Genomic DNA, 19,505 nt, shown 5'->3' with positions numbered 1-19,505 from the left:
GACCGCCGGCTACCGGCTACCGGCTACCGGGAACCTGACCCCGGACCGGGCTGGGCCGCACCCTCCGTACGCGTCACCCCTCCGCGAGGGCGCGCTTGACGGCGGCGGCCACGCGCCCGCCCTCCGCCCGCCCGGCGACCCTGGGGTTCACGATCTTCATCACGGCACCCATGGCCCGCGGCCCCTCGGCCCCGCCCGCCTTCGCCTCGGCGACGGCCTCGCCGACCAGCGCGGCCAGCTCCTCGTCGCCGAGCTGCTTCGGCAGGTAGTCCGCGAGCACCTCGCCCTCGGCACGCTCCCGCTCGGCGGACTCCGCACGGCCGCCCTCCGCGAAGGCGTCCGCGGCCTCGCGCCGCTTCTTGGCCTCGCGGGTGATCACCTTCAGCACCTCGTCGTCGGAGAGCACGCGCGCCTCCTTGCCGGCGACCTCCTCCTTCGTGATCGCGGTGAGCGTCATACGGAGGGTGGCGGCGCGCAGCTCGTCACGGCCCTTGATGGCGACCCTGAGGTCGGCCTGCAGCTTCGACTTGAGCGTGGTCATGGTCGGAGTCTCCCATGCCGCACCGGCGGCCGTTCGACGGCGCGGGAGGAGGCCCAGGGGCGACCCGTATGCCATCCCTCTGCGACGATAGGACGATGCGCGCGCGAAACGGAGTGCCCCTGGGCCTGGCCGCCCTCTCGGCGGGCGGCGTCGCCTACGCGGCCGCCGTCGAACCCCGCGCCTTCCGGCTCCGCCGGGTCACCGTCCCCGTACTGCCGCAGGGCATGCAGCCGCTGCGCGTCCTGCAGGTCTCGGACATCCACATGGTCTCGGGCCAGCGGGCGAAGCGTCGCTGGCTGCAGTCGCTGGCGGGGCTGCGGCCGGACCTGGTGGTGAACACGGGGGACAACCTGTCGGACCCCGACGCGGTACCGGAGCTGCTGGACGCGCTGGGACCACTGATGGACTTCCCGGGGACGTACGTCTTCGGCTCGAACGACTACTATGCGCCGACGTTCCGAAACCCCGGCCGCTACCTGATCGAGAAGGCCCGCGGCATACACGGCCTCAACGGCCGCGACCGCCTCCGCCGCAACGTGCCCCGCAACCCCTGGGAGGGCATGCGCGACGCCTTCGACGCGGCGGGATGGGTGGGCCTGGACAACAGCCGCGGCCGGCTCAAGCTGGACAGCGGCGCGGTGCTGGGCCTGACGGGCCTGGACGACCCGCACATCAAGCACGACCGCTACACCGCGGTCGCCGGCGGCCCCGACCCGGACGCGGACTTCTCCCTCGCCCTGGTCCACGCCCCGTACCTGCGCGTCCTCGACGCCTTCACGGCCGACGGCTACCCCCTGATCCTCGCCGGCCACACCCACGGCGGCCAGCTCTGCATCCCCTTCTACGGCGCCCTGGTGACCAACTGCGACCTGGACACCGGCCGCGTCAAGGGCCTCTCCTCCCACACCACCGGCCCCCACCGCGCAGCCCTCCACGTCTCCGCCGGCTGCGGCGCCAACCGCTACACCCCCTTCCGCTTCGCCTGCCCCCCCGAAGCCACGCTCCTCACGCTGACCCCCACCCCCGGAAACGAATTTCACCCGACCCGCCAGGGTGGGCTACAGTAGTGCTCGCAGTCACGGGGTGTGGCGCAGCTTGGCAGCGCGCTTCGTTCGGGACGAAGAGGCCGTGGGTTCAAATCCCGCCACCCCGACAGCAAAGCACTAGGTCAGGGGCTTGATCCACTCAATGGATCGGGCCCCTGAGTGATTCCTGGAGATCGCTTGGGAGAGAACCGGGAGAAGATCTTGGTCGGCTTCTCCGAGGAGCGGTCTCCAGTGCCGCAGGAAACGCAGCGCGCACGCGCCCTCGGACCTGCACATTCGCGAATCCAGGGCTCGTAGCCGACAGGAACACCGCGGCGGGCCGCCCCAACGGTCGTGAGGAACACCGCACATGGCAGGTCATCACCCAACGCCTCCGCACGACCACGCTCGTGCGCTCGCCCGGCGGGTACGGGCGTTGCGGGAGGACCGGGGGTGGAGGCGTGAACGGCTGGCCAAGGAAGCGGGCATCTCCGTCGGGACACTGGGCCGCCTGGAGAGCGAGGGAGCGACCCAGCCAGGATTCTTCACCGTCGGCGCGGTGGCCGAGGCTCTTGCGGTCCCCCTCGACAATCTCTTCCAGGCGGCCCAGGTCACGCCCGGTCTCTGGTCCGCCGGATACGAAGGACGCGACATCGACTCGTTCGTCGCCGCGCTCGTCGACAGCCGTGTCAGCATCGTGGCGGACGTACGGCTCACCCCGATCAGCCGCAAGAAGGGCTTCAGCAAGACGCGCCTCAAGGAGGCCCTGGCCGAGGCTGGCATCGAGTACATACACCTGCGTGGCCTGGGCAACCCGAAGGACAACCGGGAGCCCTTCTGGGACGGCCGCGTCGAAGTGGGTCGGGCACGCTTCCGCAGCCTTCTGCGGTCCGACGAAGCCCAGGCCGACCTTGACCGCCTTGCGGAGCACGCCCAAGCATCGCGGGTCGCGGTGCTGTGCTTCGAGAAGGACGAGAGCCGCTGCCACCGGCAGGTCGTCCTGGAGACGGTCCGCAGCCGGGTCTCCGTGCCGGTGAATCCCTTGGCCTGACTTCGCCCCCGGCTTTCGCACGCGCCCTTGCCAGCGGTGCATACCTCTCTTCCAATCAGATCGGGGAGATCGATGGAGGGGGCACACCATGGCGTCGTCGGCATTCGGGGAACGGCAGCGCGCACGGATCATGATCACGGTCAAGACGTATCCGGAGCTGTCCAACAAGTACCGGGAGACCAGTTGTGTGGCCGGCATCCGTCTGGATCAGGGGGCGCCCAGGCATGTGCGGTTATTCCCCGTCCCGTTTCGGCTGCTCGCCGAGGACGCCCAGTTCTCGAAATACTCGATCATCGAGGTCGATGTAGAGCCACACGGCCAGAAGCGGGACTCGCGGCCGGAGCGTCTGCGACCCGACCTGGCCACCCTGGAGTTCGTGGGTTCCGTGCCGCCGGACGCTGGTTGGAAGAAGCGGTATCAGTACGTCGAGCCTCTGGTCGCGCCGTCGTTGTGCGCCATCAAGAGGGACAAGGAGCAACGAGGGACCTCCCTCGGCATCTTCCAGCCCGTCGAGGTCACTTTCCGGCTCACCCCGGCTGAAGCCTGGTCCGCCTCCAAGACAGCGCCCAGCCAGCCGACCTCGACTGGGCCCAGGGCCGCGTCCCGGTCCCCGGTGGCCCCCTCTCCGTACGCCGGCGGCGCGGCAGCCGCTCGTTCACCCTCACCGCCGACGCCCCGCCGCACACCGCGGGAGCGGTCGCCGTCCCCACGCTCGGCGCCCCGCGCGCGATCGCATGGACGCAGGACCGTCTGGCACCACGGCCGGCCCGTCGACGGGGGGCTCGCCGAGCGGCGCGGGGACGCCGTCGTCTTCCCAGACCTGACCGGCGAGCACACCTTCGCGTGGGCAGGCGCGTAGCGCCGGGGCGGCAGCACGCACCGTGAGGGCGCCTCCGTCCACCGAGCGGCATCTGGGCCTGCGAGTGGGGTCAGAGGCCGTTGTGGCTGGTCCTCGGTGGCCGGGCAGGCGGGCGATGCCCCGCGGTTCGAGGCGGTGATGACCGGCATCCGCATCGCCCGGCCGCATGCGCCTGGCGCATGCGCCTAGCGCATGCTCGCAGGCCAGTTTGGCGGCGCTGCGGTCCGCCGCATACCTCTCATCGGAGGTTCGTCGCCTTCGCCCGCTCGGCTCGCGTACGTTAACCCCCCTCTTATCCGGGATCTGCGGGAATGCAGGGCATGCGGATTCTTGTGGCCGAGGATGAGCGTTTCCTCGCGGATCTGGTGGCCGAAGGGCTGGAGAAGGAGGCGATGGCGGTCGACGTCGCCTATGAGGGGGCCGGCGCGCTGGAGCGGCTCTCGGTCAATGCCTACGACGTCCTGGTGCTGGACCGGGACCTGCCGGGAGTGCACGGCGACGATGTCTGCCGCGAGCTGGCCCGGGCCGGCGGGCAGGTGCGCATCCTGATGCTGACCGCCTCCGGAGCGGTGCACGAGCGGGTCGCGGGGCTGAATCTGGGGGCGGACGACTACCTCGCCAAGCCCTTTGTCTTCGACGAGTTGGTGGCCCGGGTGCGCGCACTGGGCCGCCGCGCCGCGCCGCCCCTGCCGCCGGTGCTGGAGCGCGGCGGCATCGTCCTGGACTCGGCCACCCGGCAGGCCACCCGCGACGGCCGCTGCCTGGCGCTGTCCCGCAAGGAGTACGCGGTGCTAGAGGTCCTGATGCGCGCGCAGGGCGCGTTCGTCAGCACGGAGGAGCTCCTGGAACGGGCCTGGGACGAGCACACCGACCCGTTCACCACCGCGGTCAAGGTGACGATGAGCAAGCTCCGGGCCAAGCTCGGCGACCCGCCCGTCATCGTGACCCTGCCGGGAAGCGGCTACCGGCTGTGACCCGGTGGCCCGGGGCGCGGCGAGTCCGCCGGCGCCGGGCCGAGTACGTGTCGACCATCGCAGGAAGCAGGTGCAGGTCGTGAGGCTGGTACGGATCGTGCGGCACGTCCCCTCGATGCCGGGCGGCTCGGTGCGGGCCCGGATGACGCTGCTCTACGGCGGTGTGTTCACGCTCATCACCGCGGTGGTGCTGTTCGTCGCCCAGCGGTTCCAGCAGTGGGTCGTCGACGGCAAGGTGGACGGGTTCGTCTCGTCCGGCTCGGTCGCCGGGCTCCCCTGCCCGCTGCGGCCCTCGCACCTCCCCTGCTCGGCGGTGCCGTACAAGCGGCCACCGGCCGCCCCCCTCGACGTGCCGGGCCCCGGCTCGACCTTCATCGCGCAGGAGAAGGCGCAGTTGCAGAAAGAGCTGGCGGGCACCCAGCTCGTCATCATCGTGGCCGCCAGCGCGGTGATCGTGCTGCTGGCGTTCGTGGTCTGCTGGTGGCTCACCGGGCGGCTGCTGCGCCCGCTGCGCCGCGTCACCGCCACCGCCCGCCGGCTGTCGCTTTCCAACCTGCACGAGCGCATTGCGCTGACCGGACCGCAGGACGAACTCAAGGTGCTCGCCGACACCTTCGACGCCATGCTCGACCGGCTGGACCGCTCCGTGGCCGGCCAGCGCCGCTTCGTCGCCAACGCCTCCCACGAGCTGCGTACCCCGCTCGCCATCCAGCGGACGGCGATCGAGGTCGGCCTGGCCGACCCGTCACCCGAGCGCGTGGCCAGGATCCGCGGCGAGCTGCTGCGCGTCACCGAGCGCTCCGAGAGGCTCATCGAGGGCCTGCTCGTGCTCGCGCAGGGAGAGCAGAAGCTGACCGTCCGGGCCCCGGTCGATCTCGCCTTCGTGGTCGACCAGGTCGTCGGCGAACAGCTCGCCTTCGCCGAGCGCCGCGGCGTCACTCTCACCGCAGCCGCCCGGCCGGTCACCGTCTACGGCGACGAGACGCTGCTCACCCGCCTGGTCGCCAACCTGGTGCAGAACGCGATCCGGCACAATGTCGCCGGCGGGCACGTCCAGGTCGAGCTGCTCCCCGACGGCGGCCTCGTGGTCCGCAACTCCGGCCCGCACGTGCCCCCGGAGCAGGTCGACGAGCTGTTCGAGCCGTTCCGGCGGCTGCGCAGGGACCGGACCGGGTCGCCCGAGGGCGCGGGCCTCGGCCTGTCCATTGTCGCCGCCATCACGCACGCCCACGACGGCACCGTGCACGCGACGGCCAACCCCGGTGGCGGCCTCTCGGTCCGGGTGGCCCTCCCGGTCGGCACCCCGGCGCTGACCGCCTGAGCCCGGCGCTGAGCCTTGAGCCCGGTACCGGACCCCTGGACCCGCGCCGGGCTCCTGGACCCGGGCACTGACCGCCTGAACCCGGCGGCGGCCCGGCCCAGTCCACCCCCGTCAGCCCTCCTCGCCTCCGACCTGCTTGTTGCAGAGGCCGAAGGCCTCGACGAGCCTCTCCTGGGAGATTCTGGCGTCGTCGATGCCGATGTCCAGGGTTCCCGGCTCGGGGTCCTTGGCGTCGATCCCCTGCTCGCGCAGGCACTCGGCCTTCTTCAGCGCACGGTCCTGGTCGGCTTCCGTGATGTCCTCGTTGGCGTTGTCGCTGGGCGCGTACTTCGCGCAGGCCGCCCGGGCGGCCTCCTGCTCGGCGGAGGATTCCCCGGGGGGTTGGACTTCGAACTCGCCCTCCTTCACCTGGGCGGGGTCAGGTACGTCCATGCCGTGCTCCTCCATGCACTTCTGGAACTTCTGGTGCATGGGGCCCTCATCTGCCGACGAGGTCCCGCTCCCGTCGGACGAGCCGCCGCCGCACGCGGTCACCCCGAAGAAGGCGGCGGCCACGAGAGCCGCCGCGGCGAAAGTGTGTGTCTTCATGCCCACCAGCCTGGCCGCCAGGAGGTTTCCCCCCGGTGACCGTCGTCCGTCGTCGTCGGCCGGACGCTCGGCACGGACCGATGGCGGCGCGAGCAGACCGAAGGGGGTGTCTCCGCGTCGTCTCGGCGACGCGGAGACACCCCCGGCGACGGGCCCGGGGAAGGGACCAGTCAGCTGGTGGCGAGGGCCTCGGTGGGGGTCAGGTTGGCGGCACGGCGGGCCGGGTACACGCCGGCCAGCGCACCGATGGTGACGGCTGCCAGGGCGCCGCCGGCGATGGCCTGACCGGGCAGGGCGACGGGCCAGTCGCGGTAGCCGCCGTAGCCGAGGCAGGTGGCGAGGCCGATGAGCACCCCGGCCGCCCCGCCGAGCACCGAGAGGGTCACCGACTCGGTGAGGAACTGCAGCCGGATCTGTCCGCGGGTCGCACCCAGCGACCGGCGCAGCCCGATCTCCTGTCGCCGCTCCAGTACCGAGATCACCATGATGTTCGCGATGCCGACGCCGCCGGCCAGCAGCGCGATGGCGCCGAGGCCGAAGAACAGCCCGTTGAAGGTGCGCTCCGCGGCGGCCTGCGCGGTCAACGCCTCCGAGGGGCGGCTGACCAGCACCTCCTCCGGATGCTCGGGATTGACGGTGTAACCCAGCACGCTGCGCACCGACTCCACCGCCGCGTCCGTGGACCGCTCGTACAGCGTGGTGACGTTGCCGTCGAAGCCCAGGCGGGCGGCGTACGACCAGCCGACCAGGGCCGAGCGGTCGATCTCGGGGGCGAGGGCGACCTCGTCGAGTACGCCGACGACCAGGAACCACTGCCCGTCGATGTAGACGTGCTCGCCGGCGCGGTCGATGCCGAGCCGCTCGGCCGCGTCGGCGCCGAGCACCACCGCCGGGTACCGGCTGGTGGCCTCGTTGAGGAAGGCGCCGGACCGCAGGGTGCCGCCCATGGTCTTGAGCAGGTCGGGCCGGCCTGCTTGCACCGCGATGCCGCTGGTCGTCTCCGCCGGGATCTTGTCGGTGCGGCGGGCGGTCGCGTCCTCCACCAGGCCGGTCGCGGATACCGCGGTCACCCCGGGTACGCGGGAGACCATCCCCTCCGCGCCTGCCGGCAGCCGCGAGTCCTTTCCGGTCAGCGTCGTCCCGGGCTCGACGGTCAGCAGGTTGGTGCCCAGCTCCTCGATCTCGGCCATCAGTGCCGCCCGGCTGGCGGTGCTGATGCCCACGAGAGCGATCATGGCGGCGACGCCGATGGCGATGCCGAGCGCGGACAGCACGGCGCGCAACGGCCGGCCGCGCAGCCCGTCGATGCCGACCGCGGCGAGGTCGCCGGCGCGCAGCCATACCGGCTCTGGCAGGGATTTCACCGCCACCCCCGTGTCTGGCAGGGCTTTCATGCAGCCACCCCCGTATCGGCGTGGATCCGGCCGTCGCGGATCTCCAGGCGCCGCGGCAGCGTGGCCGCGACCTCCAGGTCGTGAGTGATCACCACGACGGCGGTGCCGTCCCGGTTCAGTTCGGTGAGCAGTTCCAGCACCCCGGCGCCGGAAGCGGTGTCGAGATTGCCGGTCGGCTCGTCCGCGAGCACGAGCGGCGGATCGCCGACGACCGCGCGGGCGATCGCGACCCGCTGCTTCTCGCCGCCCGAGAGCTGGTTCGGACGGTGGTGCAGACGATGGCCGAGGCCGACGCGCTCCAGGGCGACCTGCGCCAGCCGGCGCCGTCGGCGGGGAGGCAAGCCGTGGTAGAGCAGCCCGGTCGCAACGTTGTCGAGAGCGGACAGGTGCGGGGTGAGGAAGAACTGCTGGAAAACGAACCCGATCCAGCGGGCCCGCACCGTGGCCAGCCGCCGGTCGGTCAGCTCGGCGACGTCGTACCCCTGGATGAGGACCCGGCCGGAGCTCGGCCTGTCCAACGTCCCCATCAGGTTGAGCAGCGTCGACTTGCCCGAGCCCGACGGTCCGACGATCGCGACCAACTCGCCGGCGTGGACGGCGAGCGACGCGCGGCGCAGTGCCTTCACCCCGCCGGGGTACTCCTTGGTGGCGTCTTCTACCGCGATGACCGCGGTGGTCTCCCCGGCGTTCGCCTGGTCGGCCGAGATCGCACCGGCGGCGGTGATCCCGTGGGTCATGAGCGAGGCACCTGCACCTTCATCCCCGGGGTGAGGTCGCCCTTCACCTCGACGTCGTCGTTTTCGAAGATGCCGAGCCGGACCGGTACGGAACGGGCCTTCCCGGCCGCGTTCACCACCTTGACGTGGTAGCTCCCGTCCGCCGACGCCAGCAGCGCGTTGATCGGCACGGCCAGCACGTCCTTGTGCTCGACGCTGGCGAACCCGACCGTCGCCGGGCCGCCGTTCAGGTCCCCCGCGCCGCTCTGGTCGTCCAGCGCGACGTAGACCGGAACGGTGGCGTTCTCGGTGCCGTCCCCGGTCTGCGACTGGGAGTTGGTGTCCCCGGCTGTCGCCACCTTGCCGACCGAGGAGACCCGCCCGGTGGTGGTCTCCCCGCCCGGCAGCTTCACCTCGACCTTCGCCCCCCGCTTCGCCATGTCCTGGTCGCTGACCGGCAGATCCACGGTGATCCGCCGCTCGGTGCCGCTGGCGGTCAGCACGCCGCCGGACGCCGGGCCTCCCAGCACCGCGTCGACCTGGGTCACCCGGAGCCCGCCCGGCTGCATCACCACGTCGCCGGGCTCGACCACGCCGGACTCGGTGGCACCCAGGTCCTCCTGCCAGTCCTTGACGGCCGTCTCGGTCGCCGCGGTGTAGGTGCGATCCACGCTCAGGTAGGTGCCGTAGCCGAGCGCGTTCAGGTTGCGCTCCAGCTCCAGGACGTCGTACCCGTCGGACATCCCCTTCTGCAGGTCCCGCCAGAACGGGGTCGATCCGTAGAAGAGCGGTACTGAGTGGCCGTCCATCCCGTACACCCGGCCGCCGCGCCTGATCACGTCGCCGGTGCCGGGGAGCCAGGTGATCCGCCCAGTGCCCTCGGCGAGCACAGTGTGTTCGCCGCTGTAGCTCAGCGTGCCGTCCGCTTCGGTGGTGCTGACCATGTCGGTGCGGATCACCTTCGCCGTCGGCAGCTTCGAGGGCTGCTCCGCCGTCGTCCCGCCGTCGTCCCGCCCCATGTACACCGCGCCCACCGCGCCGACCGCCACCACGGTGGTGACGGCCACCGACGCCCAGAGCCCACGACGTCGTCGGCGGGACGGCACCTGGGCGTCCTCGGGCGCCTGCTCCGGCTCCGGGTCCTGCTGCCGCCTCGGGGTCGCGGTCTCCGTCGTGTTCCCCGTCGTGGTCTCAGGCTCGATCATGGCTCGGCCTCCGCATGTTGTCGCCGCAGGTCGGGCCGGGGGCGAGGAGGACGGCCGCGGCGGCCGCGGGAATTGGCATCGTCTGCATGCCGGCCAGGCTGGCGCGCGACAGGTTTCCCGGCGGTGAGCGCTCCCCCGACCTGGCTGCATGCCGAGCCGGTACGGCTCCCCGGCTGCCACGACCTGAAGCGTCGGGACGCGCGGCGGTGAGCACGGCCTTCGCATGCCGGGGTTGTCCGCGGCGATGGCGACTGGCTACTGATCCCAGGCCACACCGAGCGCCAGCAGGCGCTCGCGGTACTCGATGACCTCTACCCACGCCGAGGGCCAGGCCGCCACCCCGTGGCACGCGCCGGCGAACGCCCCGGCCAGCGCGGCAATCGAGTCGGAGTCGCCGCAGGAGTAGGCGCCGCGGCGAACGGCGGCCACCGGGTCCTCGGGGTGCTGGAGGAAGCAGAACAGCGCGGTGGCGAACGCCTCCTCGGCGATCCAGCCCTCGCCGGTGGCCAGGCAGGGGTCGGCGTCCGGATCGGCGTCCGGCAAGGCGGCCTCGACCCGGTCCAGGACGGCCAGGCACTCCTCCCAGCCACGGGAGATGAACGAGATCCGGTCCGGATCCTGGGCATGCTCGGCCAGATCACCCAGCCAGTCGGCCCGGTACACCGCCCGGTTCGCCTCCGCGTAGGCGCGCAGCAGCGGCAACAACTCCCGCGGGACCGTGCCTTGGGCCAGCAGGTGGACGGTGTGCGCGGTCAAGTCGCTGGCGGCGAGCGCGGTGGGGTGCCCGTGGGTCAGGCCCGACTGCAACTGGGCTGCGCCGGAGCGCTGTTCGGCGCTCAGCCCCGGGATCAGGCCCAGCGGTGCGACCCGCATGTTCGCCCCGCAGCCCTTGGACCCCACCTCGCTGGCCCGCTGCCAGGCCCCGCCCTGCTCCAGCGCCTCGCACGCGCGCAGGCAGGTGCCCCCCGGGGCCCGGTTGTTCTCCGGCGAGTGGTACCAGCTCAGGAAGTGCGCCCGCACCGGTGGTTCCATTCGCTCGGCGGTAAGCGGGCCGTCGGCCAGTGCCGTTTGCAGCGCCTCGCCGAGGGCGAGCGTCATCTGCGTGTCGTCGGTGACGTAGGCCGTGCCCGAGGAGACCGGCAGCGGGAGCGAACGCCACGGCCCGAACTTCGCCTCGATCTGGGCGAGGGTGTTGAACTCGGTGGGGAAGCCCATGGCATCCCCGATGGCCAGCCCCAGCAGTGCCCCCGTCGTGCGCTTCATCCCGTGCCCACCCCGAACGTCGTTCCCGTCCACCGATCCTAGGAGGCCCGGATGGCCACGCCAGCGGCGTCGGGCCAGTGTGCCAGAGGCACATGGAACTGCTTCTCACCCTGGACGAGGTTCTTGAACGTGGTCTGCCTGAGCGTGCACGCGCCTCTCCCGAGATATGCCGATCGGTCCACATCGTTCCTCTGTCAGCCGCCGCCATGGAACCCGATCGAGTCACGTGACACAGGCGACGAGGTCGTAGAGCCCCAGCCCCGCCGGCCGCCCCGCGGAAGCGAGGCGGCGCAAACCCGGAGCACGGTTGTCACACTGAGTGCCCACACGATCGCGATATCGTAGCCAACCGGTGTCTACCATGCTGGGGGCCTCATGCCGCGCTGGCTCGACGAAATGACGGAGGCCGTCTCCCGGCTCGTACGGCCTGGGGCAACGCAGGGACGTGGTCGCCAGGCCGCCCTGGGAGCAGTCGCCTACCTTGAGCCGGGGTGGTACGCCCTGCCGACGGCCAATCGAACCGTGGACCCGGACAACCTGACGGATCTGCGGCTCGCCACGTCTCCCGCCGAAGCCGCCAACGGCACCGCGTACCAGGTGATCGACTGTGTCGCCGAGGCAGAGCGCCTGCGCGTACGGGTCGGTGCGCACGCGCCGCGCAGCGGACTGAGCCTGTTCGCGACGCAGCGCCCCGCCGGGTTCCTGGACCAGAGCCTCCTTGACGCGTTGCGCGCACTGGGAGAACCCGGTCTGGCCGCCCGGTTCATCGACAACGACTTGCACGCGGTCGACGCGACCGGCGCCGACGAGGGCCCCTTCCAAGGCGCGCAGGCGGACGCGTTCCGCGCCTGTACCCGGCCGGGTACCGCACTTGTCTGGGGTCCCCCGGGCACCGGCAAGACCACGGTGCTGGCCCGTGTCATCGACCACCACGTGACCCGCGGCAGGCGAGTGCTGCTCGTCTCGGGCACCAACGTGGCGGTCGACAACGCCTTGCAGGGAGCAGTCACCCTCCGGAATCCGCCACCCGGAGAACTGCTGCGCGTGGGAACACCGCACTTGGCGTCCGTCGCCAACGATCCCCGGGTCTCGCTGTCACTACTGGTGAGAGCGAAGCTGGAGGATGCCGTCCAGGAGCGCGAGGAGGCGGAGTCCGATCTGGTCGAACTGACAGCCCACCCGGTGCTGCGCGGTCTCGCGGAGTTGGAGAAGCGACTCAGCGGATTCGACGAGGCTGCCTACCAGCAGGCCCTGGAACGCCTGGCCAACGAGACGGCCGTCCGGCAGGCCGATGACCAGATCACGGAGTGGCAGGAGCGGAACCGCCGTGGCACAGCCGCCCTTGCCGCTGCGGAGCGTGCACTGGATCAAGCGCTGACAGACCAGAAGAGGGTCGCTCCACAGCGCGAAGCGCTGCAGGCCGCGGCCGCTCTTGCCACGGAACTGGACGACCTCGACCTCGTGATACAGCGGGCTCGCGCCCACCAGCACGGCCTGGAAGACCGCCTCTCCACTGCCGCGGCCGAACGGGACGCGCTGCGGAACGATTCAGGCCGCATACGCCGACGCGACAAGAAGGAGTACGCGCGTCTCGACGATCGCGTCACCGCACTCGAACAGGCATTGAACGCTGAACTCCGGCGAATACAAGACCTTGAGCGCGACCGGAATGCCTTCGCAGCCGGCGCGAAGCCCCGAATCGCCGGCCTTCGGCAGACCGCGTACCCCGTCGACGACGCGGAGCTACAGCGCTTGGACCAGGAAGTCGCCCTGCGCCGGACCCAGGCGGAGGACGCCGACCGGCATCTGGGTTCGGTCCGGGCCGCGGAAGAACGTGCTGTGAGCCGGCGCGCGGCCGCGGCGGCGCTGCCCGGCCCGACGGAAGAAGAACGTACGCTCGTTGCCTCCGCCGAACGGCACCAGCTGCCCCGGATTTCCCGTCAGCTGAAAGCACTGCGCACCGAAGCGGAACCGCTGGTCAAACAGCGCGAGGAGCTGGAGAAGCGACACGAAGCTCTCCTGAAGCGCCTGGCACGCCTCCAGTCCGAAGCCGAGCCGGAACTGATCCGCGGGGCGAAACTCGTCGCCACCACGCTGGCCCGACTGCGACTGAACAAGTCCGTGGCTGAGGGCAGCTACGACGTGGTGCTCATCGACGAGGCAGCCGCCGCGCGCCTTCCCGAGCTGGTCGTGGCCCTGTCCAAGGCCAGGGAGACGGCGGTACTGCTGGGTGACTTCTGCCAGCTCGGCCCCATCCCGCCGCTGGACGGGCCAGGGCAGGAGCACCTCCGGCGCTGGCTCACCACCGACTGCTTCGCGCAGGTCGGCATCCGGACACCGGACACCGCCCTGGCGCACCCTGCCTGCGCCGCGCTCCTGACCACGCATCGCTTCGGCCCGCACATCGTGGAGTTGGTGAACCGCATCGCCTATGGCGGCCATCTGCGAATCTCTCCTGGTCGGGTGCACAGCGGGGACGCCGAGATCGTCCTGGTGACCACCGACGAGCTGGCCGACGACGACGGGCTCGGGCTGGTCCGCAAGCCGAAGTCCGGTAGCGGCCGGTGGTGGACGGGAGGAAGCGTCATCTCCGCCGCGCTCGCCGAACACCACCGCGGACAGGGGGAGAGCGTCGGCGTCATCACGCCGTATCGCGCGCAGGTGGACGCCACCCGGGACTACCTCGACGACCAGGACAGCACCCGTCATCCAACCTCTGTCGACGTCGGCACCGCACACAGCTTCCAGGGCCGCGAGTTCGACATCGTGATCATGGACCTGGTGGAGGACGGTATCCAGCCCGGATGGGCCATGAGCGGCAAACTGGACAGCGACAAGCCGTTCGCCCGAGACGGTGCCCGTTTGCTGAACGTCGGGGTGAGCCGCGCCCGGCGCCGCGTCTACGTCGTCACGAGTTGGCGATCACTGCGGCGGGCCAAGCCCGGTACGGTGCTCACCGCCCTGCACGACCTCGCCGTCGAAGGCCGCGATCCGATGGTCAAGGGCCTGCGTGCGGCCCGGTACCTCGGTCTCGAAGCCGATGAACTGCCACCGGATACGAGCGAGTTGCATCAAGAGATCTGGGAGGCTTTCGAGGGCCATCTCAAGTGGGAGGCCGTCTACGACGAGCATTCGTACTTCCCCGCGGCCCTCCAGGCGATCGCTGAAGCCCGCCATTCCATCTGGCTGTGGTCGCCCTGGTACGGCAAACGGCAGCAGACCTTGCTTCCCTATTTGCGCGATGCGACCTCCAGAGGCGTCCGGACAACGGTGTTCGTGGTCGGCGACCGGGACTCGCTTGTCCGGAATCGCCTCAACCACAAGAACCCGCAGAAGGCAGCCGACTTCGCCATGCTGTTGCCGGCGCTCAAGGCAGCGGTGCAGCAGGTCGTCCACGTCCACGACATGCATCAGAAGATCATGATCGTTGACGAGCGAACCGTCTTCCTGGGAAGTCTGAACACGCTCTCGCACCAGACCCGCCGCGAGATCATGACCCGTCACACCAGCGCGCGCTACGCCCGAAGCCTGCTGGAACACGAGAACGCCGAAGTCTTCAGCCGCCCACCTGCATGCCGCACGTGCGCGATTCCCACAGAGCTACGGCGTTCGCTTTCCGGCAAGAAGGACCACTACTGGTACTGGGCATGCCCGACAAAGGGATGCAAGACCCGAAAGGCCGTCTTCGCCGAGCACGCACGCCACGTCGCCGGTCGCAGCGCCGGAGGCGCGTCCGCTCCGTCGCGCCGGACCAGATGACGCACCGCCCCGGTCCGGGAACGGCCCCTGCACCGGCACCTCCCGGCGCCATGCGGTCGTGCGTGACCTCGGGGCCGACATGCCAACAGCGCGACCCCCGCCGCGCAGCCGGTCAGGCCACCGCCTCACGAGCAGCGGCAGACGCCACCGGCCCCTGCCCGCCACAGGTGATCACCGCCCAGCTGCACACGCCCGCGGCGGGCGGATGCGAGGCGGCGAACCCCCACTCCCCGCCGCACCTCTCCGTCAGTTCACGAACTGCGGCGAGAGACACCCGGCGGCGTTCGGCGCACTGACCCGCGAGACGGGAGTTGAGGTGCGGGGTGTGCGTGTCGTACGCCACCACCTGGAGGGCGTCGCCGGAGCGGCGGAGTACGAGATGGACCATCTCCCCCGCCCCGGTGAAGCGGCAGGCGTGGACCGCGAGTTCGTGGACGAGACCGAGCGCCGGCTCGGTCAGTTCGTCCTCGACTCCGTGCACGTCGAGGACGGCCTCCGCGGCCTCGTACGCGATCAGCGGCGTACCGGCGGCAGCGGGAAGCGTCAGCCCGTAGACGAAGTGGCTGGCGGAGGGTTCCCCGAGGTCCGGGGGAGGCGGCGGGCACTGAGTGATCGCCGGTGCGGACTGGAGCACGTACGGCGAGCCGAGGGTGTACGCGGGCAGGCTGGACCGCACCCCGCCTGCGGTCAGCTGACGACCGGGACGACCTGCGGGAGCGCGGCGGGCGGTCGGGGCTGCTGCGGCGGGGGCGGGTTCGGGCGTTGCGGGGATCAGCGATGCGTTTTCGGGCATGACGACTCCGTTCGGCGGCGTGAACACTGGGAGTAGCCCGTGCCGTTGGCGGCACGGGGTGAGTTGTCGGGGCAGGACCGGTGTGACACGGATCAGCTCGGCGACGCGGCGAGGCAGTGGCTCGTCTCCCTGGCGCGGGCACGCCCCTCCCAGGGCAGGAGGATGCGGGCAGGCTCGCGCGATGCTCTTCTCATGCGCCTTGCGTGAGCGTCGCGTGACTTACGGTAGGGTACGAGAGGTGGCAATTGCCACTCCATCGAGAAAATTACCCCGCCCGTCGCGGCAGTCGGCAACATGGCCGGTTGCCGCCGAACCCGGGAGAATCACGCCATGCCACCACGGAGCGTCCCCAGCGAACGGCAGAAGCGTCTCGGCGCGGAACTACGGAGGATGAGGAACGACGCCGGCGAAACCACCGAGTTCGCTGCCCGGTTGCTCGGTCTGGACAGAGCGAAGATCTCGAACATCGAGTCCGGCGTTCGTGCCGTCACTCCCGAGCGTGTGCGCACGCTCGCCACGAACTACGGGTGCAACGACAAGCGGTACGTCGAGGCGGTCGTCGCCATGGCAGTCCCTCGGCCGAGGGGCTGGTGGGAGACCTACCGAGGCCGGCTGTCGGCAGGGCTGCTCGACATCACCGAGATGGAGTGGCATGCCACCTCGGTGCGGGCCGGGGTGTTCCTGCACGCGCCAGGGCTGCTCCAGACGGACGCGTACGTCAGAGCGGTGGGCAACGCCGCGCTTCCGACTCTCTCGGACCACGAGATCGAGCTGCGCGTCGCCCTCCGCCTGCAACGCCAGCAGGTGCTGCACCGGCGCGATCCGATCTCGTACACCGCCTACATCCACGAGGCAGCCCTGCGGATCGAGTTCGGTGGGACGAAGGTCATGCGGGCCCAGTTGAACCACCTGTGCGAGATGAGCGAGCTGCGCCACGTGGACGTGAGAGTCGTGCCGTTCTCGTCCGGGGCGTTTCCCGGGGCCGGGCAAGCGCTCAGCTACGCGACAGGAGTCGTGCCCCTGCTCGACACGGTGCAACTCGACTCCGCCCACGGGCCTGGGTTCACTCACGCCCCAGCCCAACTCGACAAGTATCGTGCGCAACTGGATTGGATGGAGGCTGCATCTCTCGACTCCGACAAGTCCCGAGACTTCATACTCGCCCTCGGCAAGCCTTGATGGGAGACAAAAATGCCCGACATCTCCTGGGAAGAACCGTTCTGCGCGGAGAGTTCCAACTGCTTCCGTATTGGCACCGATCCTGACGGTAATGCGTACATAGCCGTAGCGGGCCGAGAGGATACCTACCTCACGGATACACGCGAGGCGCTGCGCACGCTCATCCAGGACATCAAGGCAGGCAAGGCCGACCACCTGCTGTAGCGGTCTGTGGGCGCCCCTCAACGGGCCTGTCCGGAGTGCGGGGCGTTCGCGGCCCGGGTGCGCGGCAGCGCGATCACCCGGCCGCGGGATGTGCCGTACGGCGAGCGCGGCCTTGAGCTGGTGCGGCACAAGCGGCGCTGGTGGTGCGATCAGGCCGGCTGTGGGCGGCGCTCGTTCACCGAGCAGGTGCCGCAGATACCCGCGGGCAAGCGGCTAACTGAGCGGTTACGGGGGGGGCGGCCGGGCGGGCAGTGCGGGACGCCGGGGCCACGGTGGTGCAGGCCGCGCGGGACCTTGGGGTGTCCTGGCCGGTGGTGATGGCCGCGTTCCGTACCGCTGCCACGGCGGGAACCGAAGCGCCGCTGCCCCAGGATTGAGGTGCTGGGCATCGATGAAAACCGGCACGGCGGGCCCCTCTGGCGGCATCTGCGCGTAGGTCCGGTTGGGGTCGGTGGCGTATCCTCGTAAACGTCGTGTTCAGCGACCTGGCCAGTGCTTCGGTGGCTCTACAGCAGGGTCCGTGACCTGCAATCGGCTGCGTCGGGAGGGATCGACGGCCGTGAGAGAGACGAGTCGCTGGCCGTCCCGCCGCCTCCAGCTCGGCCAAGGCGTGAGGAAGCGCCGCGCATACGGTGGCTATCGCGGTGCCGAGGCCGACCAGGCCGCCGTGCTTGCTGTTCTGGCGGTACTGGATGCGGTGGAGACCCGACCGCGCGATCGCCTCCACCTCCATAGGTCTGTTCAGTTGCTTGACGTCGTTGGTGATGATCGCCTGGAAGCTCTCGGTCTTGGCCTTCGCGTATAGCTCGATGTCCTTCGTGCCAGCCCAACCGTCCAGCTCGTGGACGTGCACCACGTCGTGCGCGGCGAGGAGAATGCGCACGATCTCTGCCATGGGCCTGGGAACGTTCTCGTCGAGCAGCAGCTTCAAGCGGCAACCTGCCGAGAGCCATCGACGTAGCTGTCCACGTAGTCGCTGAAATCGACCGCGTCGCGTGCAGCCGCAGCACTGACTCCTGGGTAGAAGTCGCCAACCCGGTCCAGGGGGACACCGTCCCTCACCAGGGCAGCCACCTCTGCCGCCGGGATCCGTGTCCCTTCGATCACCGGCTCGCCGCCACGCACTGCGGAGTCGACGGCTACATGGTCGCGCGGCTTCAGCAGGTCCGGAATGTGGCGGCCGTCCTTGTAGAAGGGCGCGAGCACGTCCACCAACTGGTGGATGACCACGTTCCCGCCTCTGATCAGATCGACTGCCTGCTCGGGCTCCGCCAGGTAGATCGTTTCCGGCCCCGCGACGAGGGCGTAGGCGGACAGATGCCCCCGCTCACCCAGATCCTCCCGGAGCGCGTCCACGGCCCTACGGATCTTCTGTAGTGATGTCTCCTTGCGGAGCTTCACGCAGGCCCGCAGCGCCACCACGTCACGGAAGGAGTACAGGATCGGGCGTGAGTCGGAGATCTCCGGCACGAGGAGCGCGCCCTGCTTGCCGGAAGCGCGGCGCCAGTGGGACAGCTGCCGCAGCGTGGCGCCGGAAAGGGCCGCGGCGAGCTTCGGCTCATACGACACCGCGTTCCTCCTCTCCGCCCCCATCGGATCCCTCGTGACCGTACTCCATTCTCGTGCCTTCCACCGAGATCGGAAAAGACGGGCTCCATTCGAGGTAACCAGACTCCGTCTCCCGACCTTCAGGCCATCGTCGTGGCACGAGGGCGGAGCAACCGATCGAGTTCGGCCGCCGGCGAGCGGCGCTCGCGCGGCACCCCAACGGCCGTGTGGAACACCGCGCATGGCAGGTCATCGTCCAGCGCCTCCGCACGGCCACGCCCGTACGCTCGCCCGGCTCGTACGCGCGTTTCGGGCGGGCCGGGGGTGGCCGGCGTGCGAGGGCTCCTTCGGGAGGGCGGTGGGGGTCAGGTCCGGGGTGGGCTCGGGCGGTTGGCGGCGGTGGCGAAGCGCTCGGCGCCGCGGACCACGGATTCGACGTCGGCGGGGTCGCCGAACAGCTGGACGCCGACGCCCACGCCGACGCACCCGGCCTCGATGCACGCCGCGGCCAGTTCCTCGTCGACGCCTCCGGTGGCCACGTACGGCACGTCGGGCCGCGGGCCGCGGAGCTGGCGGATGTGGCCGGCGCCGACCGAGCTGATGGGGAAGACCTTGACCGCGTCGGCGCCGGCGCGTACCGCCCGGAGGACCTCCGTCGGCGACAGGGCGCCGGGCACGGATCCCAGGCCGAGTTCCTTGGTCCGTTCGACGACCCCGGCGTCGACGTCCGGGGAGACGACGAACTGGGCGCCCGCGTCGGCGACCTGGGCCACCTCCTCGGTGGTGAGCACGGTGCCGGCGCCGACCCGCGCGTCGTCGCCGATCCGGTCGCGGACGGCGGCGACGCTCGCGAGCGGGTGCGGGCTGTTCAGCGTCACCTCGAACAGCCGGAGGCCGGCTTCGTAGAGCCCCTGGGCCAGGTCCACGCACTGCCCGGCCGACTGGCCGCGGAAGATGGTCAGGACGCGGTGGCGCTCCAGGTCGTTCAGCAGATCGTGCTTCTCTCCCGCAGGCATCTCGTTCCCTCCGCTGGGACTTCTACATGTAACCCTTCCAGATTACATGTAAGATTGCCCGGCAGCCGT

General features: G+C 70.6%; 18 protein-coding genes, 1 tRNA gene and 1 pseudogene. 10 read left to right on the top strand and 10 right to left on the bottom strand.

The genetic code is table 11. The features are described from left to right. Positions 1–73 precede the first annotated feature (73 nt). Positions 74–541 (bottom strand): GatB/YqeY domain-containing protein, encoded by a 468-nt coding sequence (locus tag T328_RS21660; protein ID WP_496497778.1) that lies wholly within the window; start codon positions 539–541, stop codon positions 74–76. 95 nt (positions 542–636) lie between these two features. On the opposite strand from T328_RS21660, the gene T328_RS21655 reads away from it, so the two are divergent. From T328_RS21655 to T328_RS21630, 6 genes are all read left to right on the top strand, one after another. Then, positions 637–1,608, top strand: a complete 972-nt coding sequence (locus tag T328_RS21655; protein WP_496497777.1) for a metallophosphoesterase — start codon at positions 637–639, stop codon at positions 1,606–1,608. A 12-nt stretch (positions 1,609–1,620) separates the two neighbouring features. Then, positions 1,621–1,694 (top strand) — tRNA-Pro (locus T328_RS21650). A 242-nt stretch (positions 1,695–1,936) separates the two neighbouring features. Next, entirely contained in the window at positions 1,937–2,617 is a 681-nt protein-coding gene (locus T328_RS21645; protein ID WP_496497776.1) for a DUF488 family protein, N3 subclade, read from the top strand. 88 nt (positions 2,618–2,705) lie between these two features. Continuing rightward, positions 2,706–3,476, top strand: a complete 771-nt coding sequence (locus T328_RS21640) for a DUF8758 domain-containing protein (protein ID WP_496497775.1) — start codon at positions 2,706–2,708, stop codon at positions 3,474–3,476. A gap of 320 nt (positions 3,477–3,796) precedes the next feature. Beyond that, a complete protein-coding gene (locus T328_RS21635; RefSeq protein ID WP_496497774.1) occupies positions 3,797–4,450 on the top strand; it encodes a response regulator transcription factor in 654 nt (217 codons plus the stop codon). A 79-nt stretch (positions 4,451–4,529) separates the two neighbouring features. Beyond that, positions 4,530–5,771: a sensor histidine kinase gene (locus T328_RS21630; RefSeq protein WP_496497773.1), complete on the top strand. Its 1,242-nt coding sequence runs from the start codon at positions 4,530–4,532 to the stop codon at positions 5,769–5,771. Positions 5,772–5,882: 111 nt separating this feature from the next. Here T328_RS21630 and T328_RS21625 read toward each other — a convergent pair whose 3' ends face one another. The 5 genes from T328_RS21625 to T328_RS21605 form a co-directional block, all read right to left on the bottom strand. Further along, positions 5,883–6,359 carry a hypothetical protein gene (locus tag T328_RS21625; protein WP_496497772.1) on the bottom strand — a complete coding sequence of 159 codons (477 nt, stop codon included), beginning with the start codon at positions 6,357–6,359 and terminating at the stop codon, positions 5,883–5,885. Positions 6,360–6,529: 170 nt separating this feature from the next. Next, positions 6,530–7,753: an ABC transporter permease gene (locus tag T328_RS21620; protein ID WP_496497771.1), complete on the bottom strand. Its 1,224-nt coding sequence runs from the start codon at positions 7,751–7,753 to the stop codon at positions 6,530–6,532. Continuing rightward, on the bottom strand, positions 7,750–8,490 hold the full coding sequence (locus T328_RS21615) for an ABC transporter ATP-binding protein (protein WP_496497770.1): 741 nt from the start codon (positions 8,488–8,490) through the stop codon (positions 7,750–7,752). The genes T328_RS21620 and T328_RS21615 overlap by 4 nt, the downstream gene beginning before the upstream one ends. After that, positions 8,487–9,674, bottom strand: coding sequence for an efflux RND transporter periplasmic adaptor subunit (locus T328_RS21610; RefSeq protein WP_496497769.1), 1,188 nt, complete (start codon positions 9,672–9,674; stop codon positions 8,487–8,489). The genes T328_RS21615 and T328_RS21610 overlap by 4 nt, the downstream gene beginning before the upstream one ends. A gap of 255 nt (positions 9,675–9,929) precedes the next feature. Next, the gene (locus tag T328_RS21605) at positions 9,930–10,937 is read right to left on the bottom strand and encodes an ADP-ribosylglycohydrolase family protein (protein ID WP_496497768.1); all 1,008 of its coding nucleotides are present in this window, start codon (positions 10,935–10,937) and stop codon (positions 9,930–9,932) included. A 522-nt stretch (positions 10,938–11,459) separates the two neighbouring features. Between T328_RS21605 and T328_RS21600 the strand changes: the two genes are divergently transcribed. Further along, on the top strand, positions 11,460–14,696 hold the full coding sequence (locus T328_RS21600) for an AAA domain-containing protein (RefSeq protein ID WP_496497767.1): 3,237 nt from the start codon (positions 11,460–11,462) through the stop codon (positions 14,694–14,696). Positions 14,697–14,808: 112 nt separating this feature from the next. On the opposite strand, the gene T328_RS21595 is transcribed toward T328_RS21600, so the two are convergent. Next, positions 14,809–15,489 (bottom strand): ATP-binding protein, encoded by a 681-nt coding sequence (locus T328_RS21595; protein WP_496497766.1) that lies wholly within the window; start codon positions 15,487–15,489, stop codon positions 14,809–14,811. A gap of 330 nt (positions 15,490–15,819) precedes the next feature. Here T328_RS21595 and T328_RS21590 point away from each other — a divergent pair, with 330 nt between their 5' ends. The 3 genes and pseudogenes from T328_RS21590 to T328_RS21580 all read left to right on the top strand — a co-directional run. Further along, positions 15,820–16,668: a helix-turn-helix domain-containing protein gene (locus T328_RS21590; RefSeq protein ID WP_496497765.1), complete on the top strand. Its 849-nt coding sequence runs from the start codon at positions 15,820–15,822 to the stop codon at positions 16,666–16,668. 12 nt (positions 16,669–16,680) lie between these two features. After that, entirely contained in the window at positions 16,681–16,872 is a 192-nt protein-coding gene (locus tag T328_RS21585; protein WP_496497764.1) for a hypothetical protein, read from the top strand. A gap of 6 nt (positions 16,873–16,878) precedes the next feature. Then, positions 16,879–17,013 (top strand): annotated as a pseudogene (locus tag T328_RS21580) (transposase family protein); the annotation flags it as partial. A 34-nt stretch (positions 17,014–17,047) separates the two neighbouring features. On the opposite strand, the gene T328_RS21575 reads toward T328_RS21580, so the two are convergent. From T328_RS21575 to T328_RS21565, 3 genes are all read right to left on the bottom strand, one after another. Then, the gene (locus T328_RS21575; protein WP_496497875.1) at positions 17,048–17,767 is read right to left on the bottom strand and encodes a PIN-like domain-containing protein; all 720 of its coding nucleotides are present in this window, start codon (positions 17,765–17,767) and stop codon (positions 17,048–17,050) included. 32 nt (positions 17,768–17,799) lie between these two features. After that, positions 17,800–18,441: a DUF433 domain-containing protein gene (locus T328_RS21570; protein WP_496497763.1), complete on the bottom strand. Its 642-nt coding sequence runs from the start codon at positions 18,439–18,441 to the stop codon at positions 17,800–17,802. Positions 18,442–18,785: 344 nt separating this feature from the next. Then, positions 18,786–19,436, bottom strand: a complete 651-nt coding sequence (locus T328_RS21565; RefSeq protein ID WP_496497762.1) for a bifunctional 4-hydroxy-2-oxoglutarate aldolase/2-dehydro-3-deoxy-phosphogluconate aldolase — start codon at positions 19,434–19,436, stop codon at positions 18,786–18,788. Positions 19,437–19,505 lie beyond the last annotated feature (69 nt).

Source organism: Streptomyces sp. CNX435, assembly GCF_059570575.1.
Note: the sequence above shows the minus strand (reverse complement) of the source record. Positions and strands in the feature narration are given on the sequence as shown.